The following is a 23,746-nucleotide window of genomic DNA, read 5'->3' on the forward strand; positions in this document are numbered from 1 at the left end:
GATTCCCCTGCATCATCATAACCATAACACCTAATCGCGATCAACATGAAAAGCATATTTCCCTTACTGGTGTTCCCGGCACTCGTCCTGGCCGAACCCGGAAAACCGCTCACCATCAAAGGAACGATCAAAAGTGCCGACCCGGTGAAAATGATCTACCTGAATTACAGCGTGGGCGAGGACAGGAAAAGCGATAGCGTAGCAGCTACCAAAGGACAGTTCACCATCAAAACAGCCCTGGAAGAACCGACCCAGGCCATGCTCACCATCAAATACGATAAGCCGGATGGAAAGACCAATACGCGGGTAGAGCGGAAAATGATCTTCCTTGAACCCGGCCAGATGACCATCAGGATCAAAGACTCCCTGCAAGGGGCCACCATATCCGGATCAAAGGCCAATGCTGAATTTGAAAAACTGAATAAACTGGGTGAGTCGTATGATGAGGCCATGCAGGCTTTGAATGAACCCTACTCAAAGTGTTATGAGCAGAAGGATGAGGAAGGCATGAAACGCATCATGGCACAGTTTGACAGCCTGTCGAAAGAAAAGAGCAATAAGGTCACCCTGCCGTATATCGTGAATAACGGGAACTCACCGATCGCGCTGTACGTACTGAAGCAGTACGCCGGGTATGACCTGGATCCTGCGAAGGTGGAGCCCTTATTTGAAGCGCTTCCCGCCGGCACCAAACAGTTGCCTTCCGGCATTGCCTTTAAGAACCAGATCGAGACGGCAAAGAAGACTGCCGTTGGCGCGTATGCACTGGAGTTTACCCAGAATGATACGCTGGACAAACCCGTGTCATTGTCCTCCTTTAGAGGAAAATATGTACTGCTTGATTTCTGGGCCAGCTGGTGCGGTCCCTGCCGCGCGGAGAATCCGAACGTGGTGAAAGCCTACGAGCAGTATAAAGACAAACAGTTCACAGTGCTCAGTGTGTCACTGGATCAGCCGGGAAAAAAACAGGCATGGCTGGACGCTATTCACAAGGATGGACTGACCTGGACACATGTAAGTGACCTGAAATTCTGGAACAATGCGGTGGCAAAACTGTACGGTATCCAGGCGATCCCGCAGAACCTGCTGATCGACCAGCAGGGAAAGATCATTGCCAAAAACATTACCGGGGAAGATCTTCACAAGAAGCTGGCTGAACTGCTTCCTTAACCCGCTGCCGACATTGTTTAAATTTTTTTCGGGGCGTCACTAGTACCTCCGGCGAGATCCTGCGTCCTTACTAAAATAATCTTCTAAACAATTATACATGAAAAAAGTCCTTTTGCTGGCATTCGGACTGATGGCCCTGAATGTGCTGAATGCCCAGGTGAAGAATCCGATCCAGTGGGCCTTTGCTTCCAAAGCGATTGATGCGAACACCTATGAAGTATCCATGACTGCCAATATTGAAAACGGCTGGCATATCTATTCACAGACTACGCCAGAAGGCGGCCCGATTCCCACCGAAATCTCCTTTGCGAAGAACCCGCTGGTGAGCCTTGTGGGTGCGGCAAAGGAAGTGGGCAAAATGGAGCAGCGCCGCGAGGAACTGTTTGGCGTGGACGTAAAACAGTTTTCGGGGAAGGTGGTATTCGTGCAGTTGGTGAAGCTGAAGGGGAAAGCCAAGACAGCATTGACGGGCAGCGTCTACTTCATGACCTGTAATGACCATGAATGCCTGCCGCCCGTTACCAGGAAATTTGAGATCGCCCTGAATTAACTGCCCATCGCATGAGAATTGTAACTGCGCTGTTTTGTTTACTGGTGGTGGGTTTGTCCGCCTGCCGTTCCAGCCTGGCCGACAACGCAAAGGTAGGCGGCCGGCGAACCTTTTATGTGGAGGTGCAGAACGGGGAGCAGGTAGTCAATATGGTTGCTGATTGCTGTGCGCGGCTGGACGTGACCAGGATGGAAACGAAGACCATCCGGCAAACAGCGTGGACCAGCACGGTCTGGATAGAGGTGGAATTCCGCTCTACGCGGCAGGAGGATATCACCGCGGCCAAAGCCTGCATCTCACGACTACAAAATGTGAAAACCGTGAAGTGAAAAATATTCGGTATTTGACGTATACATACGGTCCTGCCGGAAATACACACCTGATAAAAGTCAGATTCCGGAAAATTTCCGGGATAAAATAAAACAGCTCATTTCGTAATAAACATTCCCGACTTTAACCTGATAATTGTGTCGATCATGAAGTTTGTTCGTGCGTGTGGTAGCGCGTTATTGATCCTTATTGCTTTTACAGTGCATGCAGCGGACTCCACCGCACTGCAATTGCAACTGAATAAGACGCGGATCAGTGATGCCGAAGTGCTGTTGTCCATCAAAACAGTTATCCCGAAGGGGATGAAAGTATATGCCTTGCAAACCAGCGAAAGCGATGCGCTGTATTCGGCCATCAGCTTTGACAGCGCGTTCCTTGGACGGTTAAATGGCAAAGTGGAGGAGAAGGGAAAGCTGGAGCAGGAGAAAGACGCTTCGCTGGATGCGGTGGTAAAGTTTTATTCCGATACCCTGCTGTGGCAACAGAGAATAAAAGCCGCACTGACCGAAAGCCTCGTGCTGAAGGGCAGTATCAACTATATGTACCGTTCCGGTGATCTGTATCTGCCGGAAGAGAAGGCTTTCAAATTTTCCATTAAGCCGGAAGAACAGCAGGTAACGACAGGCGCTGCAGCCAGTCAAAAGGGCGTGGAGCATCAGTCCCTGTTGTGGATCTTCTTCACCGCATTTGGCGGCGGACTGCTCGCCTTGCTGACGCCCTGCGTGTACTCCATGATTCCCGTTACGGTAAGCTTTTTTACGAAGAGAAGTAAAACGCGTGCAGAGGGCATCCGGAATGCCCTGTACTATTCTTCTTCGATCGTGATCATCTTTACGCTGCTGGGTTTTCTGACCACACTCATCTTTGGCCCGGCTGCATTGAATAACCTGGCCACCAACTGGATCGCCAACCTCCTCTTCTTTGTCTTATTCGTGGTGTTCGGGATTTCCTTCCTCGGCGCTTTTGATATAGCGCTGCCATCATCCTGGACGAATAAGGCTGACAGCAAGGCAGGCAGCGGAAACTTCCTGGGCATTTTCTTCATGGCGCTTACATTGGCGTTGGTGTCTTTCTCCTGTACGGGACCGATCATCGGCAACCTGCTCGTGCTGGCAGCCAAAGGCAGCTACTGGGGACCGCTTACCGGCATGTTCGGCTTCTCCCTCGCGCTCGCATTACCCTTTGCGCTGTTTGCCTTCTTTCCTTCCAAACTAAACGTATTGGGTAAAGCAGGCGGATGGCTCAATTCAGTGAAAGTGACGCTCGGGTTTTTAGAGCTGGCGCTCGCGCTGAAGTTTTTGTCCAACGCCGACCTGGCCAAAGGCTGGCGCCTCCTCGACCGCGAAGTATTCATCGCTGCCTGGGTAGTGATCTTCGGATTACTGGGCCTGTACCTGCTCGGCAAACTGAAATTTCATCACGATGACGAGCTTCCTAAAAATGATTTCGGTTTACCCTACCTGAAAGTATCGCGGCTCCTGTTTGCCATGTCGTCTTTCATCTTTATGGTGTACATGATACCGGGCCTCTGGGGTGCGCCGTTGAAGGGCATCTCCGCCTTTGTTCCGCCCATGGGCACGCAGGATTACAATGCGTCGGCAGCCACCGCCAGTATCGTTCAGCCATCAGCCACCACACCTAAGGAAACCGCCATGCATCCTTCCAAATATTATGAACGGATGCGCATGTACGAGCCCGAAGTAGTCACCAAATACGGCATGGTCACTTACTTCGATTACCAGGAAGCACTCGAAGCCTCCCGCAAACTGAAGAAGCCGTTGATGCTCGACTTTACCGGCATCAACTGCGTCAACTGCCGCAAGATGGAAGGGCAGGTGTGGAGTGATCCTGAGGTAATGAAAAGACTGAAGGAAGACTTTGTGATCGTCTCCCTCTATGTGGATGTGCACAATATCGATATCCCTGAAGGCGAACAATATTTCTCCAAAGTGCTGGACAAACAGGTGGAAACCCTGGGCGATCTCAATGCCGACCGCCAGGTGACCCACTTCGGTGCCAATACCCAACCCTACTATTTCTTCCTGGACGGCAACGAAAAGCGCCTGGCACCGGAAGGCTATGGCTATGATCCGGACATTCCCAAATTCATTCAGCTGCTGGACCAGGTAAAGGCAGCCTATCAACAGAACATTTCATCTGTCAAATAAGAACCCATGCGAATAGTAAGCACCTTCCTGCTGCTGATGGCAATGGCTGTCTCGCTCAAAGCCCAGAAGGGTATTGAGTGGAAGCAGGCAACAGCAGGCGGATACACCTACCGGTATGTCACCAACGACCCGATGGGCGCCCGGTTTTATACCCTGAAGAACGGCCTGACCGTCATCCTGTCCAAAAACACTAAAGAACCCCGTGTTGCGGTACGCGTTGCCGTACGGGCAGGCAGTAACAGTGATCCTGTTGATCACACCGGCCTCGCACACTACCTCGAACACCTGCTGTTCAAGGGAACCGACAAATACGGTTCGCTGGACTGGTCAAAGGAAAAACCCCTGCTCGACCAGGTGGAAAAACTCTACGAACAGTACAATAAGACAACAGATCCTGCCCAACGCAAAACCATCTATCAGCAGATTGACCAGGTTTCCGGCGAAGCCGCCAAATATGCCATTGCCGGTGAATACGACCGCATGATGAAAGTGCTGGGATCACAAGCCACCAATGCGCATACCTGGGTAGAAGAAACTGTCTACGAGGAAGACATTCCCGCCAATGCGATGGACAAGTTCCTGGCCATCCAGGCAGAACGTTTCCGTTACCCCGTCTTCCGCATTTTCCATACGGAGCTCGAAGCGGTGTATGAAGAAAAGAACCGCGGGCTGGACAATGACGGCAACAAGATGCAGGAAGCCATGTTCTCTTCTATATTTCCAACCCACCACTACGGGCAGCAGACGACCATCGGCACCATTGAGCACCTGAAGAACCCCTCCATCGTGGCCATCCGGCAATTCTACGACAAGTTCTATGTGCCCAACAATATGGCCATCATCATGGCCGGCGATTTCAATCCCGACGAACTAGTCGCTAAGATCGACAAGCAGTTTGCTTTTATGCAACCGAAGCCGGTGGAGGAATACAAAGGCCCGAAAGAAGCGCCGATCAACGGCCCCGAGGTCAAGGAAGTTTTCGGACCATCTGCAGAAAGTGTACGCCTCGTGTATCGTGCACCGGCGGCCGGAACCCGCGATGCCATGCTGGCCGACCTCGCCAGTTCGGTGTTGAGCAATGGCAACGCCGGACTGATCGATCTGAACCTGAACAAGCAGCAAAAAGTGCTGGGTGCGGGAGCAGGACTGTGGCAGTACCGGGACTATGGTATTTTCTTCCTGGTGGCTTCACCCAAGCAGGGGCAGACCCTGGAAGCTGCGAAAGACCTCCTGATGGGCCAGTTGAATGACCTGAAGAACGGCAACTTCGAGGAGTCGCTGATCCCGGCGATCGTGGCCAATTCCAAACTTAATGAATTGCAGGGCCTCGAAAACAACGGCAACCGCGTGAATCAATTGATGGATGACTACATCAAATCAAAAGGGGCGAGCTGGAACAAGAACGTCGCCATGATCGATGAAATGAAGAAGGTATCCAAAAAAGAGTTGTCCGATTTCGCGAAAGGCTTCTTCACTGATAACAACTATGTTATCCTTTACAAGCGGAAAGGAGAAGATAAAAATGTGACTAAGGTGGACAAGCCACCGATTACGCCGGTGGAAACCAACGAAGGAAAAACCTCGCCTTTTGTAGCGGCGGTCATCGAATCCAAACTACCCGCCGTGAAGCCGGTATGGATCGACTATGATAATGACCTGCAGAAACGCCAACTCAACAATGCTGAACTGTTGTATGTGCCCAATAAGGAGAATGGTTTATTCCGCCTGACTTACCAGTTCGATATGGGTGGCTGGAACAACAAGCTGTTGCCCATTGCTGCACAGTACCTGGAATACCTCGGTACAGACAAGTTGACCTCAGAAGCCATCAGCAAGCAGTTTTACAATCTCGCGTGCAGCTTCGACGTGCAGCCGGGAGATGATCAGACGGCCATCACCATCAGCGGCCTGGGTGAGAATTTTGAAAAAGCCGTACGGTTGTTCGAAGACCTGATCCGGAATTGTCAACCTGATGCCGAAGCGCTGGAGAACCTGAAGGCTACAATTCTTAAAGCAAGGGCCAATAATAAACTAAACAAGGGATCAATTGCCCGGGGATTACAATCCTATGCTTATTATGGTGCACAGAATCCCTTCAATTATGTATTGCCGGAAGCCGCACTGCAGGCCCTGAAACCGGAAGACCTGACGACCATCCTGCATTCGCTGTTCAACTACCAGCATAAGATCGGCTACTATGGACCGCTCTCTTTGACTGCCTCTTCGGGCAGCCTGAAGAACCTGCACCCGTTACCGGGCAGCTGGACTTCGGCACCGGCACCGGTAAAATTTGAGCGGATCACGCAGGGAAGCAACAAAGTATTGTTTGCCAATTACGATGCAGTGCAGAGCGAGATCTTCTGGGTAAGGTCACTGTCAAAATATGACCCGAAAAATGAAGCACTGGTGAATGTGTTCAACAATTATTTCGGTGGGGGTATGGGTACCATTGTGTTCTCGGTGATACGGGAATCAAAAGCCCTGGCCTATTCCACCTATGCTTTTGTGAACACGCCTTCCCGGAAAAGCGATCCGTTCTCCTTTGTGGCTTATGTGGGTAGCCAGGCCGATAAAATGAATGATGCGATCAAGGCAATGAACGAATTGCTGAATGACCTGCCGCAGGTGGAGCAGGGATTCACCAATGCACGCACAGGTTTGATGAAAGATATGGAGACCGACCGAATCCAACCCAATGCGATCATCGCCAGTTACCTCAATGCGCAGCGCAAAGGAATAACGGTTGACCAGCGGCAGGTAAACTACGAAGCCTATAAAAACATTACGCTGAACGATCTCGATGCCTTTCACCGGGAAAAATTATCACAGCAGCCATACACGTATTGTGTGGTGGCATCGGATAAGAAGGTCAGTCTGGATGACCTGAAAAAATACGGTGAGCTGAAAGTTTTAAGCCTGGAAGAGATTTTCGGCTACTGATTTCTTTTCTCATGTGTGTGTAACCCTAGAGTGATGTGTCTACATCGCTCACCGGTCAACACAGTTGCCATCCTTATTGGCAAAAGATCATGATAGGTTTTGGTTTGTTTTCAATTCTACCCTTTTGCCATCCTGATGCCACCCCAATGCGTAGCTGTTGGTAGCCCGGCCCATAGCCTGAATTTACCCGGATTTTACCTGGTTTTCATAGGAAAAACGGGTAAAATCCGGGTAAAACCCGGGCATCAATGGGGTACCACAGGCTTATCAACAGGGTTGCACCAGGGATAATGTTGAATAAGATAAAAGAGGATTTGCTGCGCTCAGCCTTTCCTCTGTATCTCAGCCGCCAGCTGGATGGCTTTGTGAATGCGCAGGTAGGTGCCGCAGCGGCAGATATTGCCTTCCATGGCATTGTCTATGTCTTTATCAGTGGGGTTCTTGTTTTCCTTCAGCAATACGGCTGCCGACATGATTTGTCCGGCCTGGCAGTACCCGCACTGGCTGACATCCAGTTCCAGCCATGCCTGCTGCAGGGGATGATCGCCATTCACTGAAAGCCCTTCAATAGTGACCACCTTTTGCCCGGCAGCCCTGCTGACCGTGGTGACACAAGAACGGACCGCTTCGCCGTTCAGGTGCACCGTGCAGGCGCCACATTGGGCAATGCCACATCCGTACTTGGTACCGACGAGTCCGACAATATCCCTGAGCACCCATAGGAGAGGCGTATTGGGATCAATATTGAGTTCGTAGTCTTTCTTATTGATGTTTAGCTTCAGCATAACGGGATGTTGTTGGTGAACAAGCGCACTTAAAATGGTCTCTTGTTTTCAGGCTTTGTCGCCGTTTTCGGTGGCGGGTTCAGGTAGGGCTGATCGTAATGCCGTTTGCCCGTCGCCTTGTACAGGGCATTGGCAACAGCCCCGAAAACAGGTGGAAACGGTGGTTCGCCCAGTCCGGTCGGATCAAGATCATTCTGCACGAAATGCACTTCGATTTTATCCGGTGCTTCGCTGTGCCGGATCATCCGGTACCGGTGGAAGTTGTTTTGTTCAGCCTTCCCTTCCTTATGACTGAGCCTGCCATAAAAGGCATTGCCGATGCCGTCGGTCACTGCACCTTCCACCATGTTGGTCGCAGCATCGGTATTGATCACGATACCGCAATCCATCGCACTATACACCCTTTCTACAAACGGACGACCATCCTTCATCACCATATCCACCACATGCGCCGCATAGGAATTGTGGCAGAAATAGGCTGCCACGCCGCGGTGGTATTTTTTGTTCTCCGGTTTTCCCCAACCGGACTTCTCCCTGACCAGTTGCAACACGCCCGCATAACGATCGGCGTCATAATCATTCTTTTCTCCGATGGGTTTCTCTTTCGCTCTTTTCAGCAGTTCCAGCCTTAAATCAATTGGGTCCTTACCCATGGCTTCAGCCACTTCATCCAGGAAGGATTGCTCTGCCGCTGCATTGAAATTGGACCTGGGCGCCCTGAAGGCACCGATGGTAATATTGGAGGGGATCTGCCAGCCTTCGGCCAGGTAGTTATCCACCGCACCCGCGGGGAAACGGTTCGCATGGATGGCATGCTCGGGAATGCCACCGCCTTTCACATGAAACGCTATAAGGTTTTTATTGGCATCCAACGCAGCACGGTAGGTAGCGGTATACATGGGCCGGTAGATGCCGTAGGTCATGTCATCTTCCCTGGTGTAGATCAGTTTGACTGGTGCCTTCACTTTCCTGGAAATAAGCGCCGCTTCGGAAAGGTAATGCCCATAGGCCCTGCGGCCGAACCCGCCACCCATCCGCGTCATCCGGATCTCGATCTTTTCAGGAGGCAGGTTTAGGATTTTGGACAGCGTGGGTTCCGTCCACCCCGGCGCCTGGAGGGGACCGGCCAGCAATGCTTTTTCATCCGTTACATCGGCAAAGAAATTCATGGGCTCCATGCAGTTGTGCGCCAGGAATGGCGCATTGTAGGTGCGCTCGATGATCTGCGCGGCATTCCTGAATGCCGATTCGGGGTCGCCGTCTTTCCGGAGTTGCTGCGCTGGCTGTTTGGAAAATGCTTCCATTTTCGCCAGCTGGCTATCCGTGCTTTCCAGTTCACCCGGCACGGTAACTTCCCTTTTCCCGTTGCGGCCGGCCATCGTGTCTTTGGTATCACCGGCAGGTTGCCATTGTGCGACCAGTTTTTTCCGCGCATTCATCACTTCCCAGGTGGTCTTGCCGACCACCACCAGGAGCTCATTAAAAGTGCGGGTGTCGAAACCGCCCTGTTCAAATCCTTCAGGATAGAGTTTCAGGGAAAAAACATCTTTGATACCGGGCATACCCAGGGCCTGTGACGCATCGAAAGATTGCAGTTTCATCCCAAAGGCGGGCGGATGCTGGATCATGGCGATCAGCATGCCTTCCTGGTGATAATCCAGGCCGAAAAGCGGTTTGCCGGTAACGATCTTTGATCCTTCCACATTCTTTTGCGCTTTCCGTAAGATCTTAAAATCCTTTACTGCTTTCGTATGTATTTCTTTGGGTACAGGTATTGCCGCCGCCTTCGTGGCAAAACTGCCGTAAGTGGCGGACCTGCCACTTTTTTCATGGAAGATGGTCGCCGCTTTCGTGGTCAGTTCTTCCACCGGAACCGACCAGGTGCCGGCCGCTGCCTGCAGCAGCATGGCGCGGGCTGCAGCACCTGCTTCCCGCATGGGTTTCCAGTACATCCTCACAGAATTGCTGCCACCGGTAAACTGGGGGCCCAGCTTAACATTGTCGTGCGGCCCCATTTCGACGACGATCTTTTCCCAGTCGGCATCGAGTTCCTCTGCAATGATCATCGGCAGGGAGGTCATTACATTCTGGCCGAATTCCGGGTTCGGGTTGAGGATCCTGATCACATTGTCCGGCGTGATCCTGATATAGCCAGTCAGTTCAGACCATTGTCCAGGCACCCCGGCATCTATGCCGTTAGCTGCTTTGACGGCTTCCGGCAGCCAGGAAAAACTGATCATCAGTCCGCCGCCTGCGAGTAAGGAAGACCTTAAAAAGGAACGGCGGCTGTGGGTGGTTTTAGATGGTTCCATAGATCAGGGAATTGTAATGAACTGAATTTACTGAATTTGACCGGTTATTGCTGGTACGCCTCTTCTGATACTGCCTCGAGCCAGACGGTAGCACCTTTTTCGTTGTTGGTGATGGCAACCTGCACAAATCTTTCGCCAGGTGCTGCGCCATGCCAATGCGGTAAATTGGGTGGACATTTTACTACATCGCCTTTGCGCAGCATTCGTTTGGCGCTTCCTTTCTCCTGGTAATAGCCGAGACCATCGAGTGCCAGCAGGATTTGTCCGGCCGGATGATAATGCCATTTGGTTCTGGCACCGGGTTCAAAGGTCACATTGCCCACCTGGGTTTTATTGCTGCTATCCATCTGCACCAGTTGCTGTAACCAGACATTTCCCACGAAGTTGTCGTTGTCGATTTTCTGACCGGTCGGGAAGATGGCGTTGCCGGGAATTGCCGATGCATCGTAGGGTATTTTATTGATCACTGATTGCAGTACCTGCCTGGCGATCGTGCCACGGTTTTTGCTGATGTCCGTTTCAATGATGGTAACCAGTTGCGACAATTGATCCGTGGTGAGTCCATTATAAATGCCGACATTGTAATGCGAACGCAATTGCGGTTCTACACCGTCCATTGCCGCCAATGCAGCAATGGTCACTATTTCCCGGGTGCGCCAGTCTAGGTTATTCCTGCCAAAAATATCACCAAACAAATGTTCCTTCAGAAAACGGTCAATTGTGGGAGCAAATTCGTAAACACCGCCGCCGATTTTCGCTCCTGTCAGTTTCGTTTGATTCTCTGTACCCAATTGCATGAGCGTTTTGTCAGCAGGGTAGGGGTCGGGCGACTTTCCCGCAGGGTCTGTGATGCCTTTTTGCTTTCTTTCTTCCAATGCCGCCATCAGAATATGCAGTGCATTCAGGCTGCGCGGGAAACCTGCATAGGCATATAACTGCACAATTACTTCTTTTGCTTCGCTGATGGTTAGGCCTGCATCCAGGCCATTATTCAGGATAGCTTTCAATCCGGGCATATTGCCTGTGGCAGTATGGGCTGAAATGGAAACGATGCTACGTTCCTTTGCATTCAGTGACATAATGCCATCTGTTTTTGTCTGGGCCGGCAGGTTATGGTGTAGCAGGAGCAGCAAGAAATTAAAGAGCAGAATATTTCTTATCATGTCGCTGATGTTTACTGATGCAGATTTTTTCCGAAAAAAACAGTGAGCCTATTGACCGCCTGGTCCACATATTCCGGAACATAGTAGGTCTGGATATGTGTGGCGCCTTCTATTTTGCAGAGTTCTTTTTCTTTTGTTCCGGTAGCTGCCTTGAAAGCGCTGTCTGTCATATAATACGAATCGGCTTTGCTGCCGGCGATCATTAATAATGGCTGATCCAGCAAACGCATATTCGTGGTCGCATCAAAGGCAACCAGGTCGATCAGGCTGCTCATGGTGTACCGGCCGGTGGAATTGGGGTGTGCATGCGTTTTACCGTAGTATTCATAGCCTTCCCGGTAGAGTTCGAAAGGCAGTTTAGCGGCCTGCTCATCCGTCATTTTGCCCCCGCCGATATACAGCACGTCACCTCCCGCGGCCTCCTGTGTACGGGCATCCGCTGCCTGTTTCAGCCGTTCATTTAGTGTAGCCACCTGTGAGTTCATATAGCCATCGCGCCGCACCACACCGGAATTGAACATGCTTACAGTGGCAATCGCTTTAAAGCGCTTGTCTGTTTGCGCCGCTGCCAAAGCATAACCGCCGCCACCACAGATCCCCAGCAGGCCAATATCGTCTTTGTCCGCACCTGCGAAATGATCGATAAAATCTGCCATGCCCCGGATGTCTTCGATCCGGTTGGCCGGCTTGTCCACATTCCGCGGCAGGCCGCCGCTCGCGCCCTGGTAAGCGGCGTCGGCAGCAATGGTAATGTAGCCTTGTTCCGCAAGCCGTTGTGCATACAGGCCCGCTACCTGTTCTTTTACGCCACCGTTCGGGTGGGCAACCACAATTACCGGGTATTTTTTAGTCGCGTCAAAGTTGGCTGGCGTATAGATATTGGCGGAAATGTCTATACCGTTCAGTTTGTAGCTGACGGGATGAATATTCACTTTGCCGGGGATATTTTTATTGAGCGCGCCGGCATATACCAAACCAAATGCATTAACCGGTTTGGTTTGTGCCGCTACCATCGTGCTTATTGTCATTAGTATCATACATAATATTTGAAGCCTTGAATTGCGAATCATGATCTCTTTTTTGATTTTGTTAATCGGGTACTTAATGTTTAATAACGTGCGTATCACGGACGCTGCTGAAGGTTAAGGCCAGCATTTTCCAATTCCCGCCTTCTTTTATGTATACCTCTGTCACCGTAAATTCAACTTTAGCGTCGCTTCCCCGTACTACGGACTCCAGCGTTAACCGATTCCAGACAATACCGGTTTTTTCCGTTATTTCAACCGCGGTATCATGAAGCGTTGCCTTTTTATACCAGATGGTTCCGGATTTAATGATTTCCAGCTCCTCGTCTTTTTTCCAGGTACCACTCATGTGCACAAATTTTGCCTTGTCGTGAAAGAGCAGGGCGAGTTTGTCAACATTCTTGTCTGCCATCCATTGCCATTTGTCTTTGGAAAGACTGACCAGTTCCTGTTCCTGCCTGGTGAAGGTTGAACTGTCGGATGCCTGAGCGTAAGTGCTTGTGACACTTACTATGAATAGAAAGGCAACGATGATGGATGTTTTCATTTTATTTGATTTACTTAAGATGATTAGTTGTCCAGTTTTTTTTCGTTTAACCAGGCTGACATCAGGTCGGCTACTGCGATATTGTTCAAATCGGAGAACGGAAAATGGGTGTTTCCTTTCAGGCCCACTTCCGGCAGGTGTATCACCTTAACGTCTCCACCATGTTTGTTGACGACATCTCTCCAGCGCCTTGCCATCTCGAGGCGGGCACGCCAGCCATCGGTACCTGGATTGTCCGATGGCTTATCCGGTATGTTATCGCCATAGTAAATGATGATGGGGATTTTCGTGAGTGCCATAAACTGCGCCATTGGTATGCCCACTGCAGCAAGCGAACCTCCTGTCATGGCTATGGGCTCCGGAACCTCGCCTTCCGGGAACAGGAATCCACTTCCCGGTTCATAGGACACGATCGCTTTTACGTTTTGATTTTTTACTGCAGTCAACCAACCCATGCCCCCGGCATGGGAATGGGTGACGAGTATAGCCGGGCCGATTTTAGTAAACAGTGCTGATGCTGCATCGGTGGTGACCGCTATATCAATAGGACCGATGTTGGGAATCATTTGCCGGAAATACTGGTTCAGGGTGTTGGTGTCACGGGCGAATTGTACGCCATCAAAATAGTTGGGCCAGATGCCCAGCCGGAACACCCCAAACCATTGCTGCTCATCCGGTGTGGGATTGATGGTGGCGGCCACCGTACTGCGACTCGCATCACCGCGTCTGGGTTGATCCAGGATATACACGCCAAAACGCCGGCGCAGAAAAATATTCTGATACCCTTCCCGGCCATCCGGTGTAGTTTCCCAGGTTTTGGAAAACTGGCCGATGCCGTGCCACATCACCAGCGGGTATTTCCGGGCATTGGCAGGCACCTGGTAAAAAACGTAAGCGTGGTCTCCGCTGAAGGTTTGTCCGTCGGGTGTCGGCTTACAGGGATCGAACGTGCCGGGATTTTTTATGACTGTGCCGCCAGCCGCAAAGCTGCCTTGTTCCTGGATAATGATCTGTCTATTGTTGCCAGCCTGCCTTCCCGGCGTACAGGCCATCGCCAGCAGGGAAAGGGATAGTGAAAGAAGGGCTGTTTTGTTCATGAATAATATTGTAATGGTTAATCGAATTTTCTGGTTCCCAGCCATTTTACCATTTCCGGATCACGGTGATCAAAGAACAAGCTGCTTTTCGTGTCGAGCGATTTGATCCTGTTCATCTCTTCTTCAGAAAGATCGAAATCGAAAATGTTGAAGTTCTCTTTCATTTTTTCCTTCCGAACGGATTTGGGAATCACAACTATTCCCCGTTGCGTCAGCCAGCGAAGGATGACCTGTGCAACTGACTTGTTGTATTTACTCCCGATGGAAAGCAGCAACTCATTTTGAAAGATATTATTCTTGCCTTCGGCAAAGGGGCCCCAGGATTCAATCTGAACATGATTGTCTTCCAGGAACTGGTGGGTTTCAATTTGCTGATGAAAGGGGTGTGTTTCGATTTGATTCACGACAGGAACAATATCGTTGTGAATCATCAGGTCAATCAGCCGGTCGGGGTGAAAGTTGCTTACACCGATGGCTTTTATTTTTCCTTCCTTGTGTAAGTCCTGCATCGCGCGCCACTCGCCGTATACATCGCCATATGGTTGATGGATGAGGTACAGGTCGAGGTAGTCCAGCTGCAATTTCTGTAAGGTGCTTTCAAAGGCCTTTTTCGTTCCTTCATAACCATTGGACTGGATCCACAGTTTACTGGTGATGAACAGGTCTGCTCTTGCTATACCACTTTTTTTCAGGGCATTGCCAACGGCTTCTTCATTCCCGTAGGATTGTGCCGTATCGATTAAACGGTAGCCTGTTGCGAGGGCATCAACCACGATTTTTTCACATACAGCTAAATCGGTAACCTGGAATACGCCAAACCCCAGGATGGGCATCTCTGTTCCGTTATTCAATTTCACTTTTTCCATCGTTTTTCTTTTGTAGTGCAAAGATCCTTCACATCACCTGGCTGGCTGGCAGACAGATTACGGTTTTATCTACCAATACTCCTGATCAGATCCCGCGCGCTTGTATGCGAGCTCTGTTCTTCATTGCTTTTTCTATCACATTCAGCCTTGATTTCCTTGGGTCAGGCTTGCTTACTGTTTTTCCCGCTGCATCGATGTCAAGTATTTCGGCTTTTTGTGCATCATAAGGCGTCCAGGCAGGCAGGCCGGCGCCGTTGGGATTGCCGGTTTTGGCGAAGTTTGCCCAATAGGTATTCATGATGATCGCTAACGCCTTTTCGTCCGCCGTTGCTTCGCCGGGAGATCCCCAACGGGCATCCAGGGTGTTAAAGACAAAAGAGACTTCTGACCCGTGACCCGCGCCGTATGGGGAGCGCTCCCGCATTTTGGCAGGCACATAGCCGAATACGTACATATAGGTGGGTATTTCTTTAGCTGCAAAAGCGTTTGCCGTCATCCGCGCCGGTTCACCCCATACCCAGTCGGTGTTGAATTTGGTAATTACTTCCGCGAAGGACTTGTTGCCATCCGGATCAAAGGCCGCTTTGGCTTCAGCTCCGAAGTCATCAAATTGCGCAAAGAGTGCATCCTTGGAATTGGTGTTACTGACAAATGGGCCCCCGATCTCGGCACTGCAGTTGCCGATAATCAATGGAACCGCTGCCTGCCTGCCGCTTCTATAAGCGCTTTCTGCTGTCTCCACTACCAGCTGGCCATCAAGGATCGGCCCCGAATAGATCCGGTAACCGGCGCTGTCGTTTTCCAGGCCGCCGTCTACAATCTCTTCAACGGTCAGCGCGCGGAGCTTTGCCAGTGCAGCGGCATCAGTACCGGCAATGTTATGCTTGCGGGCAAAGTTGATGCCGATGGTTTCTGCCGATACCGGGTAAAGTGGATCAGCTTTATCCTGCCACATCGGTCTTCCGGTAAGTACACCATCCCGGCCGCCACCGGATTCACTGATCGCCTTGTGAAACAGTCCCTTGGCAGCGGGAATGGTCAGCAGAGAATGAACGGATACACCACCGGCAGAAAAGCCGAAGATGGTTACGTTATCGGGGTCACCGCCGAATGCCGCTATATTTTGCTTCACCCATTGCAGTGCGGCGATCTGGTCCATGTACGCATAGCTGCCTTTGTACTCCTCGGGATGTTCTTTGGTTAATGCGGGAAAAGCAAAATGACCCAGGCGACCCAACCGGTAGTTGAACGTCATGAGGATCACATTTTGCCGGGCAAATGCATTACCTGCGCTACCGGGATCAGCACCGCTTCCTGCAACGAAACCACCGCCATGGATCCAGACCATGACCGGCAGTTTTGCTGTACGGGTGGCGCTGGCGGGTAACCACAGGTTGAGAAAAAGACAATCCTCTGAAGTGGTTGTGGTGGAGCCCGGGAAAGTCCGCTGTGGGGCACCGGCACCAAACTTTGTCGCATCCCTTTCGCCCGTCCATGGCTGTACCGGTTGCGGTGGCCGCCAGCGGAATTCCCCTGTCGGCGGCGCTGCATAGGGAATGCCTTTGAAACTGGTCACACCAGCTTCAGTGGCGCCGCGTAAAATTCCCGATGCCGTGCGAACGGTCTGGGCTTGCAGGGAGCATGTAGTCAAAAGCATTACTGCAATCAGAAATCTTTTCATCTTACAAAGTTGTTGGGTTTTGGAAACGAACTGCTTATACAGATTACGGAATGCCTACCAAATTCACTGTTTGGCTTTTCTTCCCGATGCATGCAAGGCTGAACAGCTTAAATTTGGATTAAAAGTGTGCGACCATGGAAGAAGTGTTGAAATTTAAGACGATCGGCCAGTACAATGCTTTCAATAAGCATGAAACGCTCCACCCGCTGGTCAGTGTGGTTGATCTCTCCAGGGCTGAGCCCAGGCGGTTGCGGCGGATGAGCTATGATTTTTATGTGGTGTTTCTGAAAGAAATCAAATGTGGCGACCTGCGCTATGGCTGCGGCAATTACGATTACGAAGCAGGTACGCTGATTTTCCTGGCACCCGGACAAGTCATCGGCTCGGACGGGGACGAGTACTACCAGCCACAGGGACTGGCATTGGTATTTCATCCGGACCTGATCCACGGTACAGTATTGGGCCGCCATATGAAGGATTATAGCTTTTTTACCTATGCGGTGAACGAAGCGCTGCACCTCTCAGAGCGGGAGCGCCAGATCATCCAGGACTGCTTTTCCAAAATCAGTTTTGAGCTGGAACATGCGATTGACAAACACAGCAAAAAGCTGATCGTCCGAAATATTGAATTATTCCTCGACTATTGTGTGCGTTTCTATGACCGCCAGTTCATCACCCGCGAAAATACCGTAAAGGGAGTTGTAGGAAGATTCGAGGCATTGCTCAATGATTATTTTGCATCGGACAAACCACCAACCGAAGGGTTGCCTTCTGTGGCCTATTGTGCCAATGCCCTGAACCTGTCTTCCAATTATTTTGGCGACCTGATCAAAAAGGAAACCGGGAAAACAGCACACGAATACATACAGCTTAAGCTCGTTGACGTTGCCAAGGAGAAGATCTTTGACCTGAACAAATCCGTCAGTGAAATTTCCTACGAACTGGGGTTCAAATACCCGCAGCATTTTACAAGAGTATTTAAGCAGTATGTGGGCGTCTCACCGCTGGAATATCGGAACGCGCAAAATTAAAACGACAATTTACGTATCCGGTGATAGGCCATTTGGCAAATTGCTCCAACTTCAGTTTAATACGTAGCGCTAGTCTAAACTTTTTAAAAATGCAACTGCGGCAGTCTAATACTGCCAAGCAATTTTGTTCTCTTCCTGGCTATCCAGCCAAATGTTACCAACCAGGTAGCAAGCGGGATCATCGCTGAGGTCTATTTCGACAAAAATCTTTCGGGACCCATGGTGATGTAAAAAGTTAAGGAACGTACCTCAATCTACGACATTTTCTAAGGCTGGCATAGGAATCGCAAGAAGGCTTTAGTGGCTGCTGATCGGAAGTGACAGGTAAATTAAGTGTATGGATATTCAGCAACTTAGAATTGGTAATTGGGTGAAGCGGTTCCCATATACAGCCGGAAAATCCCCTAACGGACAACCCCGGATGGTGGATGGTGCGGTTAAGATTGAAATCGGGATCCTGAATGATATCTCTAATTTTCCGGGTGAGTATGAGCCGATTGCAATAACACCTGAAATATTACAAAGGTGTGGGTTCGAAAGCATTACGTTATCCAATGGCGATAAAGTCTACCACATTCCCTGCACGCCTCCTGGTTGTACAGACGAATACTGGTTGCGGTATTCCCATACCAAAGGAACTGCCGGTATTGTATTTTCTTCAGAAAACAGCGCGACGATTCATTCATTTCCCTGCAAATACCTGCATCAGCTGCAAAACCTGTTTTACAGCATTACCGGCGAAGAGATGGCGGTAGCGCTTTGATGTTTACCTTTTACGAATGGTGCAATATTTATCCTGGATTTTGTAACCAAACTAGGAGCGGTTTACTCTAATTATATAAAGTAAACCTTTAAATATACCGATACCATGAGCACAAGACTGGCACTGCTGCGAGTGGCTACCCTTGTAGTCATTTCTTTGTCTCACTGTAAATAGACAGATAACGACCATCACCCGGATGCAGGAGAAGGCGACCTGAACCTGCCTCCATTAGACCCTGCCCTGGTGAATCAGGGCAAGGAAATATTTCGGTTTGAGACCTTTGGTGACGAAACTACCTGGACAGACGTTTTGAAAATGAACCAGGTCATTGAAACCGCCGTTGATCCCACAACGGCTTTGAGTGTTGGTTTAAAGGTGGATGCTGCTGCATTAACGGCTGCGGTGGTTGGCGGTATCCAGGATGGATCAATAAGTCTGACCGATCCGCAAACTACACTTGCTTTGATTCAACTGAATGCTGCAGTAGGGGTGAAAGACCAGGTGAGCACAAAACCCACCGGCAAGCTACAACTGGATCGTGTTGGTATTACCTGCGCGTTATGCCATTCAACAGTGGATAACGCATTTGCCCCGGGTATCGGGAATCGTTTGGATGGTTATCCCAACCGGGATCTGGACCCGGGTTTGATTATATCCTTATCACCAGCATTAACTGCTGATCAAAAGGCTGTTTATGCTTCCTGGGGCAAGGGCATGTACGATCCACGATATAACCAGGATGGGTTAAATAATCCGGTGGTGATACCGCCTGCTTTTGGGTTGTATGGCTTACCTAAAGCTACCTTCACCGGGGATGGTGATGTTGCCCATGAGCCTGTCGGTCCGGTTACCTATTGGAACCGATATGTGTCAGTGACCCAGATGGGTGGCCACGGTAAATTCAGCGATAGCCGGACGGGTGTCAATGTTGATAATACCGGCGGTGGCGCTGACCTGGTAACAGGTAAACTACCTGCCTTGCAGTCCTATCAGTTCTCGTTGGATGCCCCACCGGCACCAGTAGGTTTTGATGCTACGGCTGCAGCAAGAGGAAAGATTTTATTTAACGGCAAAGCCACGTGTGCAACCTGTCATTCAGGGCCAAAATTTACCGATGTTACGGATGGTGGGAGATTGCATCCCCAGGATGCGTCTATCGCTGCTGATGAGGATTATGTGAACCGGTCCGCTACAAAGCAATGGAGAGTTTCGCCGCTCAGGGGGATCTGGCAACACGCTCCCTACTTTCATGATGGCTCATCCGAAAATGTATCGCAGTTGTAGATAAGTACAATACGGCGAGAAACCTGGGCTTAACCAGCCAGGAGAAGAAAGATCTAACGGAATACCTGAAATCACTCTGATTGTGTAAAGTTCCTATTTATGAAAACTCGATCAACATCTTCCATTAACGAAACGTTTCTGGATATTTTGATAAAATGTAAGGAACGAAAAGTCAAAGCTTCTATGCTTTTAGATGCCAGGGGGATGATCGGGGCTGAAGGATTGATCAGGGCAATATACCTGGATGTTCCAAAACCTTACCTGGAACTGGAAAGCGGCATACCGTAAGTCCGGTTTTAGATGTAAAAGTGTGATTAATATTCAGCTTATTGCTTAGCTCCGACCGACAACATCTTTGTCCGAATATCTTTCCTTCGCTGGCGCGGAAAACCAGTTCTTTACCGATCATTCCGGAGATGATGCCTGATGTCATGCCTTTTGATTTTGGCATTGGGCATTGGATTAATATGACAGAATGGATATTGTTTGGATTCTTCCCACCGGAAGTGAACAGGGTCATGTTTCCATCTGTTTACATGAAACCAGCTGGTCAAATCCAATCTCAAAACTAGATTTCACGGTTAATTTTTTTTCAAGAATGTAGCGAATGGTATTGTTACGCCATTTACACCCCTTGTTATGCCGTTTACAGCAGCTTTCTTCGGGTTGCCTTCGGCTCTGGTTAGGCTTTTCAAAGGAATGCTTCGTTAAATTAACGAACGAAACCCGAAGGCAACCCTTAGAAATACAGAACGAAATATGTAATCAGGAAAGATGAAGTATATTTTTATCTGGCAGGTGAAAACCCTTCATCGCATTGATCCTGCGGAGATTACTTTTGTCAGTGCTGCAGGCAGTTGTTCAATTATTATATGTGAAATTATTTTTTCAAGGTAAAAACAACTTTCACCTCTGCAATCAAATTGAGAGCAGACGTAAACTTCAGATAGGGGGTGTAACGATTTCTGATAGTTAATAGGTTAATTGGCAGGCCTACCCGTGAGGCGCAGGGCAATTACCATGTCATGAAAATTTCGACACACTGGAAACGAGCTATGAAGAGGCCGTGAAGAGGCCGTGAAGGAGCTAAAAAGGTACTGACCCGAAACTGGGTTTAAGCAGTCTTGAAGCTGGATTTAAGCTGGATTGATGCTGAAATGAAACTGAAAACATGCTGAAAATATGCTGATGACATATCGAAATTATACCCTAAACAAGCTGAGGTCTGGACTCAGCGCAATGGTGCATTCTTTTCCCTTGCAGATACCTTCGCCAACTAACAGTATTTCCTTGTATTTGATGCCGCACCATCAAATTGTAAAATCTTCGGCTATTGCTGTGAAAAGCGGCTAAAGCAGAAAAAACTAGTCTACAATAAGCTGAATTCCGGAAAATTTCCGGCTAAATCCTGATTTGCACTTTTCATTCAGAACATTCTCCAATTTGCTGCCGCGCCGGTTGCATTCGCCCGGCGATTCAGCAAGCACTTACGGAAGATCGGAATCTATTTATTAACGATCTAAACAACGACTGCCATGGAGAACCTGGAAAGAGGGGAGTACATCCGTGACCTGAAAGATGTGGGGCTAACGGATATCGCCATCGCCGGGGGCAAGAATGCCTCGCTCGGCGAAATGCTGCAACACCTCAACGAACTGCAGATTAATGTGCCGGAAGGCTTTGTGATCACCGTCAATGCCTACACGCATTTTGTAATGGCCAACAACCTGGATGGCAAGATCCGGGAACTGATCGCCGCTATCGATGTCAACAACATCGAATCCCTGCGCCGCCAGGGCCTGGCCATCCGCCAGCTGATCCGCAACAGCCGTTTCCCTAAAGACCTCGCTATCGAGATCATCGAAGCGTATGAGCGGCTTTCCGACCGCTACAGCCAGCTGGTAACCGATGTCGCGGTAAGGTCTTCGGCTACAGCGGAAGACCTGCCCGATGCTTCCTTTGCGGGACAGCAGGAGACCTATCTCAATGTACGCGGACAAGCCGCGCTGATCGATGCCGTGCGCAACTGCTTTGCCTCGCTGTTCACGGACCGAGCCATCAGCTACCGCGAAAATTTCGGCTTTGATCATTTCCAGGTGGGTTTATCCGTATGCGTACAGAAAATGGTGCGTTCCGACCTGGCCAGCTCCGGCGTTGCTTTCTCTATTGATACTGAATCCGGCTTCCCGGACGCTGTGGTGATCAATGGTTCCTATGGCCTCGGTGAACTGATTGTACAGGGTTCCGTTTCGCCGGATGAATTCCTGGTATTTAAACCCACCCTCCAGCAGGGATTCGCCGCCATCATTGAAAAAAAACTGGGCAGCAAACAGGAAATGATGATCTATGGCGACGATCCCGACCAGCGCCTGCGCATCATTCCCACGGAAAAATCTTTACAGCATAAGTTTTGCCTGAACGACAAGATGATCCTGCAGCTGTCTGCCTGGGTAACGTCCATTGAAACCTATTATACGCAGAAGAAAGGGCACTGGTGCCCGATGGACGTGGAATGGGCCGTGGATGGCCTGAGTGGTGAACTGTTCATCGTGCAGGCGAGGCCGGAGACCATCCATTCCCGGAAACAGGGGCATTCCATCCGGGAGTATGCGTTTAAACGCGAGGCGGGCAATGAGATCCTGTTCAAGGGAATTGCGATCGGGGACGGCATTGCCAGCGGACAGGCTACCGTGATGCATTCGCTGGACCGCCGGGTGGGTGATGGCCATGATTTTAAGGCGGGCGATGTACTGGTGACGGACATGACCGATCCGGACTGGGAACCGATCATGAAAAAAGTATCTGCCATTATCACCAACAAGGGCGGCCGTACCTGCCATGCGGCCATTGTTGCGCGGGAACTGGGCGTACCGGCCATCATTGGCTGCGGCAATGCCACGGAACGCCTGGCACAGCAGCAACTGGTTACGGTTTCCTGCGTGGAAGGTGATGAAGGTTTCGTGTACAGCGGGGAACTGGATTTTGACGTAATCGAAACCGACCTGTCGGCACTCCCGGAAGTGAAGACAGACATTATGCTGAACATCGGTTCACCGGCCATGGCTTTTTCCTATGCTGCCTATCCGCACAAAGGGGTCGGCCTTGCCCGCGAAGAATTCATCATCAATAACTTTATCCGCGTGCACCCGCTGGCTTTGCTGCAACACCGTGAGCTGAACGATGCGGGTTTGTCCGCCGAAATCTCCAAAGCCATTGCCGGCTTTGCGTCGGAAGCCGATTATTTCGTGCAGAAGCTGGCTTTCGGCATTGCGCGCATTGCGGCGGCCTTCTATCCCGAAACTGTAATCGTACGTTTTTCCGATTTCAAGAGCAACGAATACTTTAACCTGCTCGGTGGAAAATATTTTGAACCGGCAGAAGAGAATCCCATGATCGGCTGGCGCGGGGCATCACGGTATTATTCCCCGGAGTATATGGCGGCATTTGAACTGGAATGCAGGGCCATCAAAAAAGTGCGCGAAGAAATGGGGCTGACGAACGTGGTGGTAATGATCCCTTTCTGCCGCACGGTAGGAGAATTAAAGAAGGTGCTGGACGTGATGCAGTTGTTCGGCCTCGAAAGAGGAAAGGATGGATTGCAGGTTTACCTGATGGCGGAACTGCCGTCGAACATTATCATGGCCGGCGAGTTTGCAAAACATATTGACGGGTTTTCCATCGGCTCCAATGACCTGACGCAGCTAACGCTGGGGCTGGATCGCGATTCTTCGCTGGTGGCGCACCTGTACGACGAGCGCGATCCGGCAGTGAAGGCCATGATCCGCATGCTGGTGAAAACGGCAAAAGAACACAATGTCAAAGTGGGCATCTGCGGACAGGGGCCATCAGATTTCCCGGACTTCGCGCAGTTCCTGGTGGAAGAGGGAATCGACAGTATATCCATCACGCCGGATGCATTGATCAAGACAGTAAAAGCCATTGCGGCGATAGAAAAAGAAAAAGTTTTTTCTCATGTGTAAACACAACGGGGATGTTTCCACATTCCTAACAGGTAAACACGGTTGTTTAAATAG

At 50.2% G+C, this 23,746-nt stretch carries 17 protein-coding genes; 9 read left to right on the plus strand and 8 right to left on the minus strand.

Translation table 11 applies throughout. From position 1 onward, the window contains the following. Nucleotides 1-45 precede the first annotated feature (45 nt). From FPE01S_RS10405 to FPE01S_RS10425, 5 genes are all read left to right on the plus strand, one after another. The gene (locus FPE01S_RS10405) at nt 46-1,170 is read left to right on the plus strand and encodes a TlpA disulfide reductase family protein (RefSeq protein WP_046368968.1); all 1,125 of its coding nucleotides are present in this window, start codon (nt 46-48) and stop codon (nt 1,168-1,170) included. 97 nt (nt 1,171-1,267) lie between these two features. Next, nucleotides 1,268-1,720, plus strand: coding sequence for a protein-disulfide reductase DsbD domain-containing protein (locus FPE01S_RS10410; protein WP_046368969.1), 453 nt, complete (start codon nt 1,268-1,270; stop codon nt 1,718-1,720). A gap of 11 nt (nt 1,721-1,731) precedes the next feature. Then, a complete protein-coding gene (locus FPE01S_RS10415) occupies nt 1,732-2,049 on the plus strand; it encodes a hypothetical protein (RefSeq protein WP_046368970.1) in 318 nt (105 codons plus the stop codon). Between the two features lie 147 nt (nt 2,050-2,196). After that, nucleotides 2,197-4,218 carry a protein-disulfide reductase DsbD family protein gene (locus FPE01S_RS10420; RefSeq protein WP_046368971.1) on the plus strand — a complete coding sequence of 674 codons (2,022 nt, stop codon included), beginning with the start codon at nt 2,197-2,199 and terminating at the stop codon, nt 4,216-4,218. A 6-nt stretch (nt 4,219-4,224) separates the two neighbouring features. Further along, nucleotides 4,225-7,158: an insulinase family protein gene (locus FPE01S_RS10425; protein ID WP_052955701.1), complete on the plus strand. Its 2,934-nt coding sequence runs from the start codon at nt 4,225-4,227 to the stop codon at nt 7,156-7,158. 323 nt (nt 7,159-7,481) lie between these two features. On the opposite strand, the gene FPE01S_RS10430 is transcribed toward FPE01S_RS10425, so the two are convergent. The 8 genes from FPE01S_RS10430 to FPE01S_RS10465 form a co-directional block, all read right to left on the minus strand. Beyond that, nucleotides 7,482-7,943, minus strand: coding sequence for a (2Fe-2S)-binding protein (locus FPE01S_RS10430; RefSeq protein ID WP_046368972.1), 462 nt, complete (start codon nt 7,941-7,943; stop codon nt 7,482-7,484). Nucleotides 7,944-7,972: 29 nt separating this feature from the next. After that, on the minus strand, nt 7,973-10,255 hold the full coding sequence (locus FPE01S_RS10435) for a xanthine dehydrogenase family protein molybdopterin-binding subunit (RefSeq protein WP_046368973.1): 2,283 nt from the start codon (nt 10,253-10,255) through the stop codon (nt 7,973-7,975). A 44-nt stretch (nt 10,256-10,299) separates the two neighbouring features. Further along, on the minus strand, nt 10,300-11,418 hold the full coding sequence (locus FPE01S_RS10440) for a carboxymuconolactone decarboxylase family protein (protein ID WP_046368974.1): 1,119 nt from the start codon (nt 11,416-11,418) through the stop codon (nt 10,300-10,302). Nucleotides 11,419-11,429: 11 nt separating this feature from the next. After that, nucleotides 11,430-12,455 (minus strand): alpha/beta hydrolase, encoded by a 1,026-nt coding sequence (locus FPE01S_RS10445; RefSeq protein WP_245623986.1) that lies wholly within the window; start codon nt 12,453-12,455, stop codon nt 11,430-11,432. Between the two features lie 64 nt (nt 12,456-12,519). Further along, complete coding sequence (locus tag FPE01S_RS10450; RefSeq protein WP_046368976.1) at nt 12,520-12,990, minus strand: nuclear transport factor 2 family protein; 471 nt, start codon at nt 12,988-12,990, stop codon at nt 12,520-12,522. Between the two features lie 23 nt (nt 12,991-13,013). Beyond that, entirely contained in the window at nt 13,014-14,087 is a 1,074-nt protein-coding gene (locus FPE01S_RS10455) for an alpha/beta hydrolase (RefSeq protein WP_052955702.1), read from the minus strand. 17 nt (nt 14,088-14,104) lie between these two features. Continuing rightward, complete coding sequence (locus FPE01S_RS10460; protein WP_046368977.1) at nt 14,105-14,953, minus strand: aldo/keto reductase; 849 nt, start codon at nt 14,951-14,953, stop codon at nt 14,105-14,107. A gap of 85 nt (nt 14,954-15,038) precedes the next feature. Continuing rightward, the gene (locus tag FPE01S_RS10465) at nt 15,039-16,634 is read right to left on the minus strand and encodes a carboxylesterase/lipase family protein (protein WP_046368978.1); all 1,596 of its coding nucleotides are present in this window, start codon (nt 16,632-16,634) and stop codon (nt 15,039-15,041) included. 134 nt (nt 16,635-16,768) lie between these two features. Between FPE01S_RS10465 and FPE01S_RS10470 the strand changes: the two genes are divergently transcribed. The 4 genes from FPE01S_RS10470 (at nt 16,769) to ppsA (ending at nt 23,692) form a co-directional block, all read left to right on the plus strand. Continuing rightward, nucleotides 16,769-17,665, plus strand: coding sequence for a helix-turn-helix domain-containing protein (locus tag FPE01S_RS10470; protein ID WP_046368979.1), 897 nt, complete (start codon nt 16,769-16,771; stop codon nt 17,663-17,665). A gap of 337 nt (nt 17,666-18,002) precedes the next feature. Next, nucleotides 18,003-18,428: a hypothetical protein gene (locus tag FPE01S_RS10475; RefSeq protein WP_046368980.1), complete on the plus strand. Its 426-nt coding sequence runs from the start codon at nt 18,003-18,005 to the stop codon at nt 18,426-18,428. A 243-nt stretch (nt 18,429-18,671) separates the two neighbouring features. Further along, nucleotides 18,672-19,712, plus strand: coding sequence for a hypothetical protein (locus FPE01S_RS10480; RefSeq protein ID WP_052955703.1), 1,041 nt, complete (start codon nt 18,672-18,674; stop codon nt 19,710-19,712). A gap of 1,535 nt (nt 19,713-21,247) precedes the next feature. Next, a complete protein-coding gene (gene ppsA, locus FPE01S_RS10485; protein ID WP_046368981.1) occupies nt 21,248-23,692 on the plus strand; it encodes a phosphoenolpyruvate synthase in 2,445 nt (814 codons plus the stop codon). Nucleotides 23,693-23,746: the final 54 nt, after the last annotated feature.

The organism is Flavihumibacter petaseus NBRC 106054, from assembly GCF_000974785.1.
GTDB lineage: Bacteria > Bacteroidota > Bacteroidia > Chitinophagales > Chitinophagaceae > Flavihumibacter > Flavihumibacter petaseus.

Bases quoted from the DNA above. Each gene is read 5' to 3' on its own strand.
- FPE01S_RS10405 (WP_046368968.1), top strand. From the start codon at position 46: ATGAAAAGCATATTTCCCTTACTGGTGTTCCCGGCACTCGTCCTGGCC.
- FPE01S_RS10410 (WP_046368969.1), top strand. From the start codon at position 1,268: ATGAAAAAAGTCCTTTTGCTGGCATTCGGACTGATGGCCCTGAATGTG.
- FPE01S_RS10415 (WP_046368970.1), top strand. From the start codon at position 1,732: ATGAGAATTGTAACTGCGCTGTTTTGTTTACTGGTGGTGGGTTTGTCC.
- FPE01S_RS10420 (WP_046368971.1), top strand. From the start codon at position 2,197: ATGAAGTTTGTTCGTGCGTGTGGTAGCGCGTTATTGATCCTTATTGCT.
- FPE01S_RS10425 (WP_052955701.1), top strand. From the start codon at position 4,225: ATGCGAATAGTAAGCACCTTCCTGCTGCTGATGGCAATGGCTGTCTCG.
- FPE01S_RS10430 (WP_046368972.1), bottom strand. From the start codon at position 7,943: ATGCTGAAGCTAAACATCAATAAGAAAGACTACGAACTCAATATTGAT.
- FPE01S_RS10435 (WP_046368973.1), bottom strand. From the start codon at position 10,255: ATGGAACCATCTAAAACCACCCACAGCCGCCGTTCCTTTTTAAGGTCT.
- FPE01S_RS10440 (WP_046368974.1), bottom strand. From the start codon at position 11,418: ATGATAAGAAATATTCTGCTCTTTAATTTCTTGCTGCTCCTGCTACAC.
- FPE01S_RS10445 (WP_245623986.1), bottom strand. From the start codon at position 12,455: ATGATACTAATGACAATAAGCACGATGGTAGCGGCACAAACCAAACCG.
- FPE01S_RS10450 (WP_046368976.1), bottom strand. From the start codon at position 12,990: ATGAAAACATCCATCATCGTTGCCTTTCTATTCATAGTAAGTGTCACA.
- FPE01S_RS10455 (WP_052955702.1), bottom strand. From the start codon at position 14,087: ATGAACAAAACAGCCCTTCTTTCACTATCCCTTTCCCTGCTGGCGATG.
- FPE01S_RS10460 (WP_046368977.1), bottom strand. From the start codon at position 14,953: ATGGAAAAAGTGAAATTGAATAACGGAACAGAGATGCCCATCCTGGGG.
- FPE01S_RS10465 (WP_046368978.1), bottom strand. From the start codon at position 16,634: ATGAAAAGATTTCTGATTGCAGTAATGCTTTTGACTACATGCTCCCTG.
- FPE01S_RS10470 (WP_046368979.1), top strand. From the start codon at position 16,769: ATGGAAGAAGTGTTGAAATTTAAGACGATCGGCCAGTACAATGCTTTC.
- FPE01S_RS10475 (WP_046368980.1), top strand. From the start codon at position 18,003: ATGGATATTCAGCAACTTAGAATTGGTAATTGGGTGAAGCGGTTCCCA.
- ppsA (WP_046368981.1), top strand. From the start codon at position 21,248: ATGGAGAACCTGGAAAGAGGGGAGTACATCCGTGACCTGAAAGATGTG.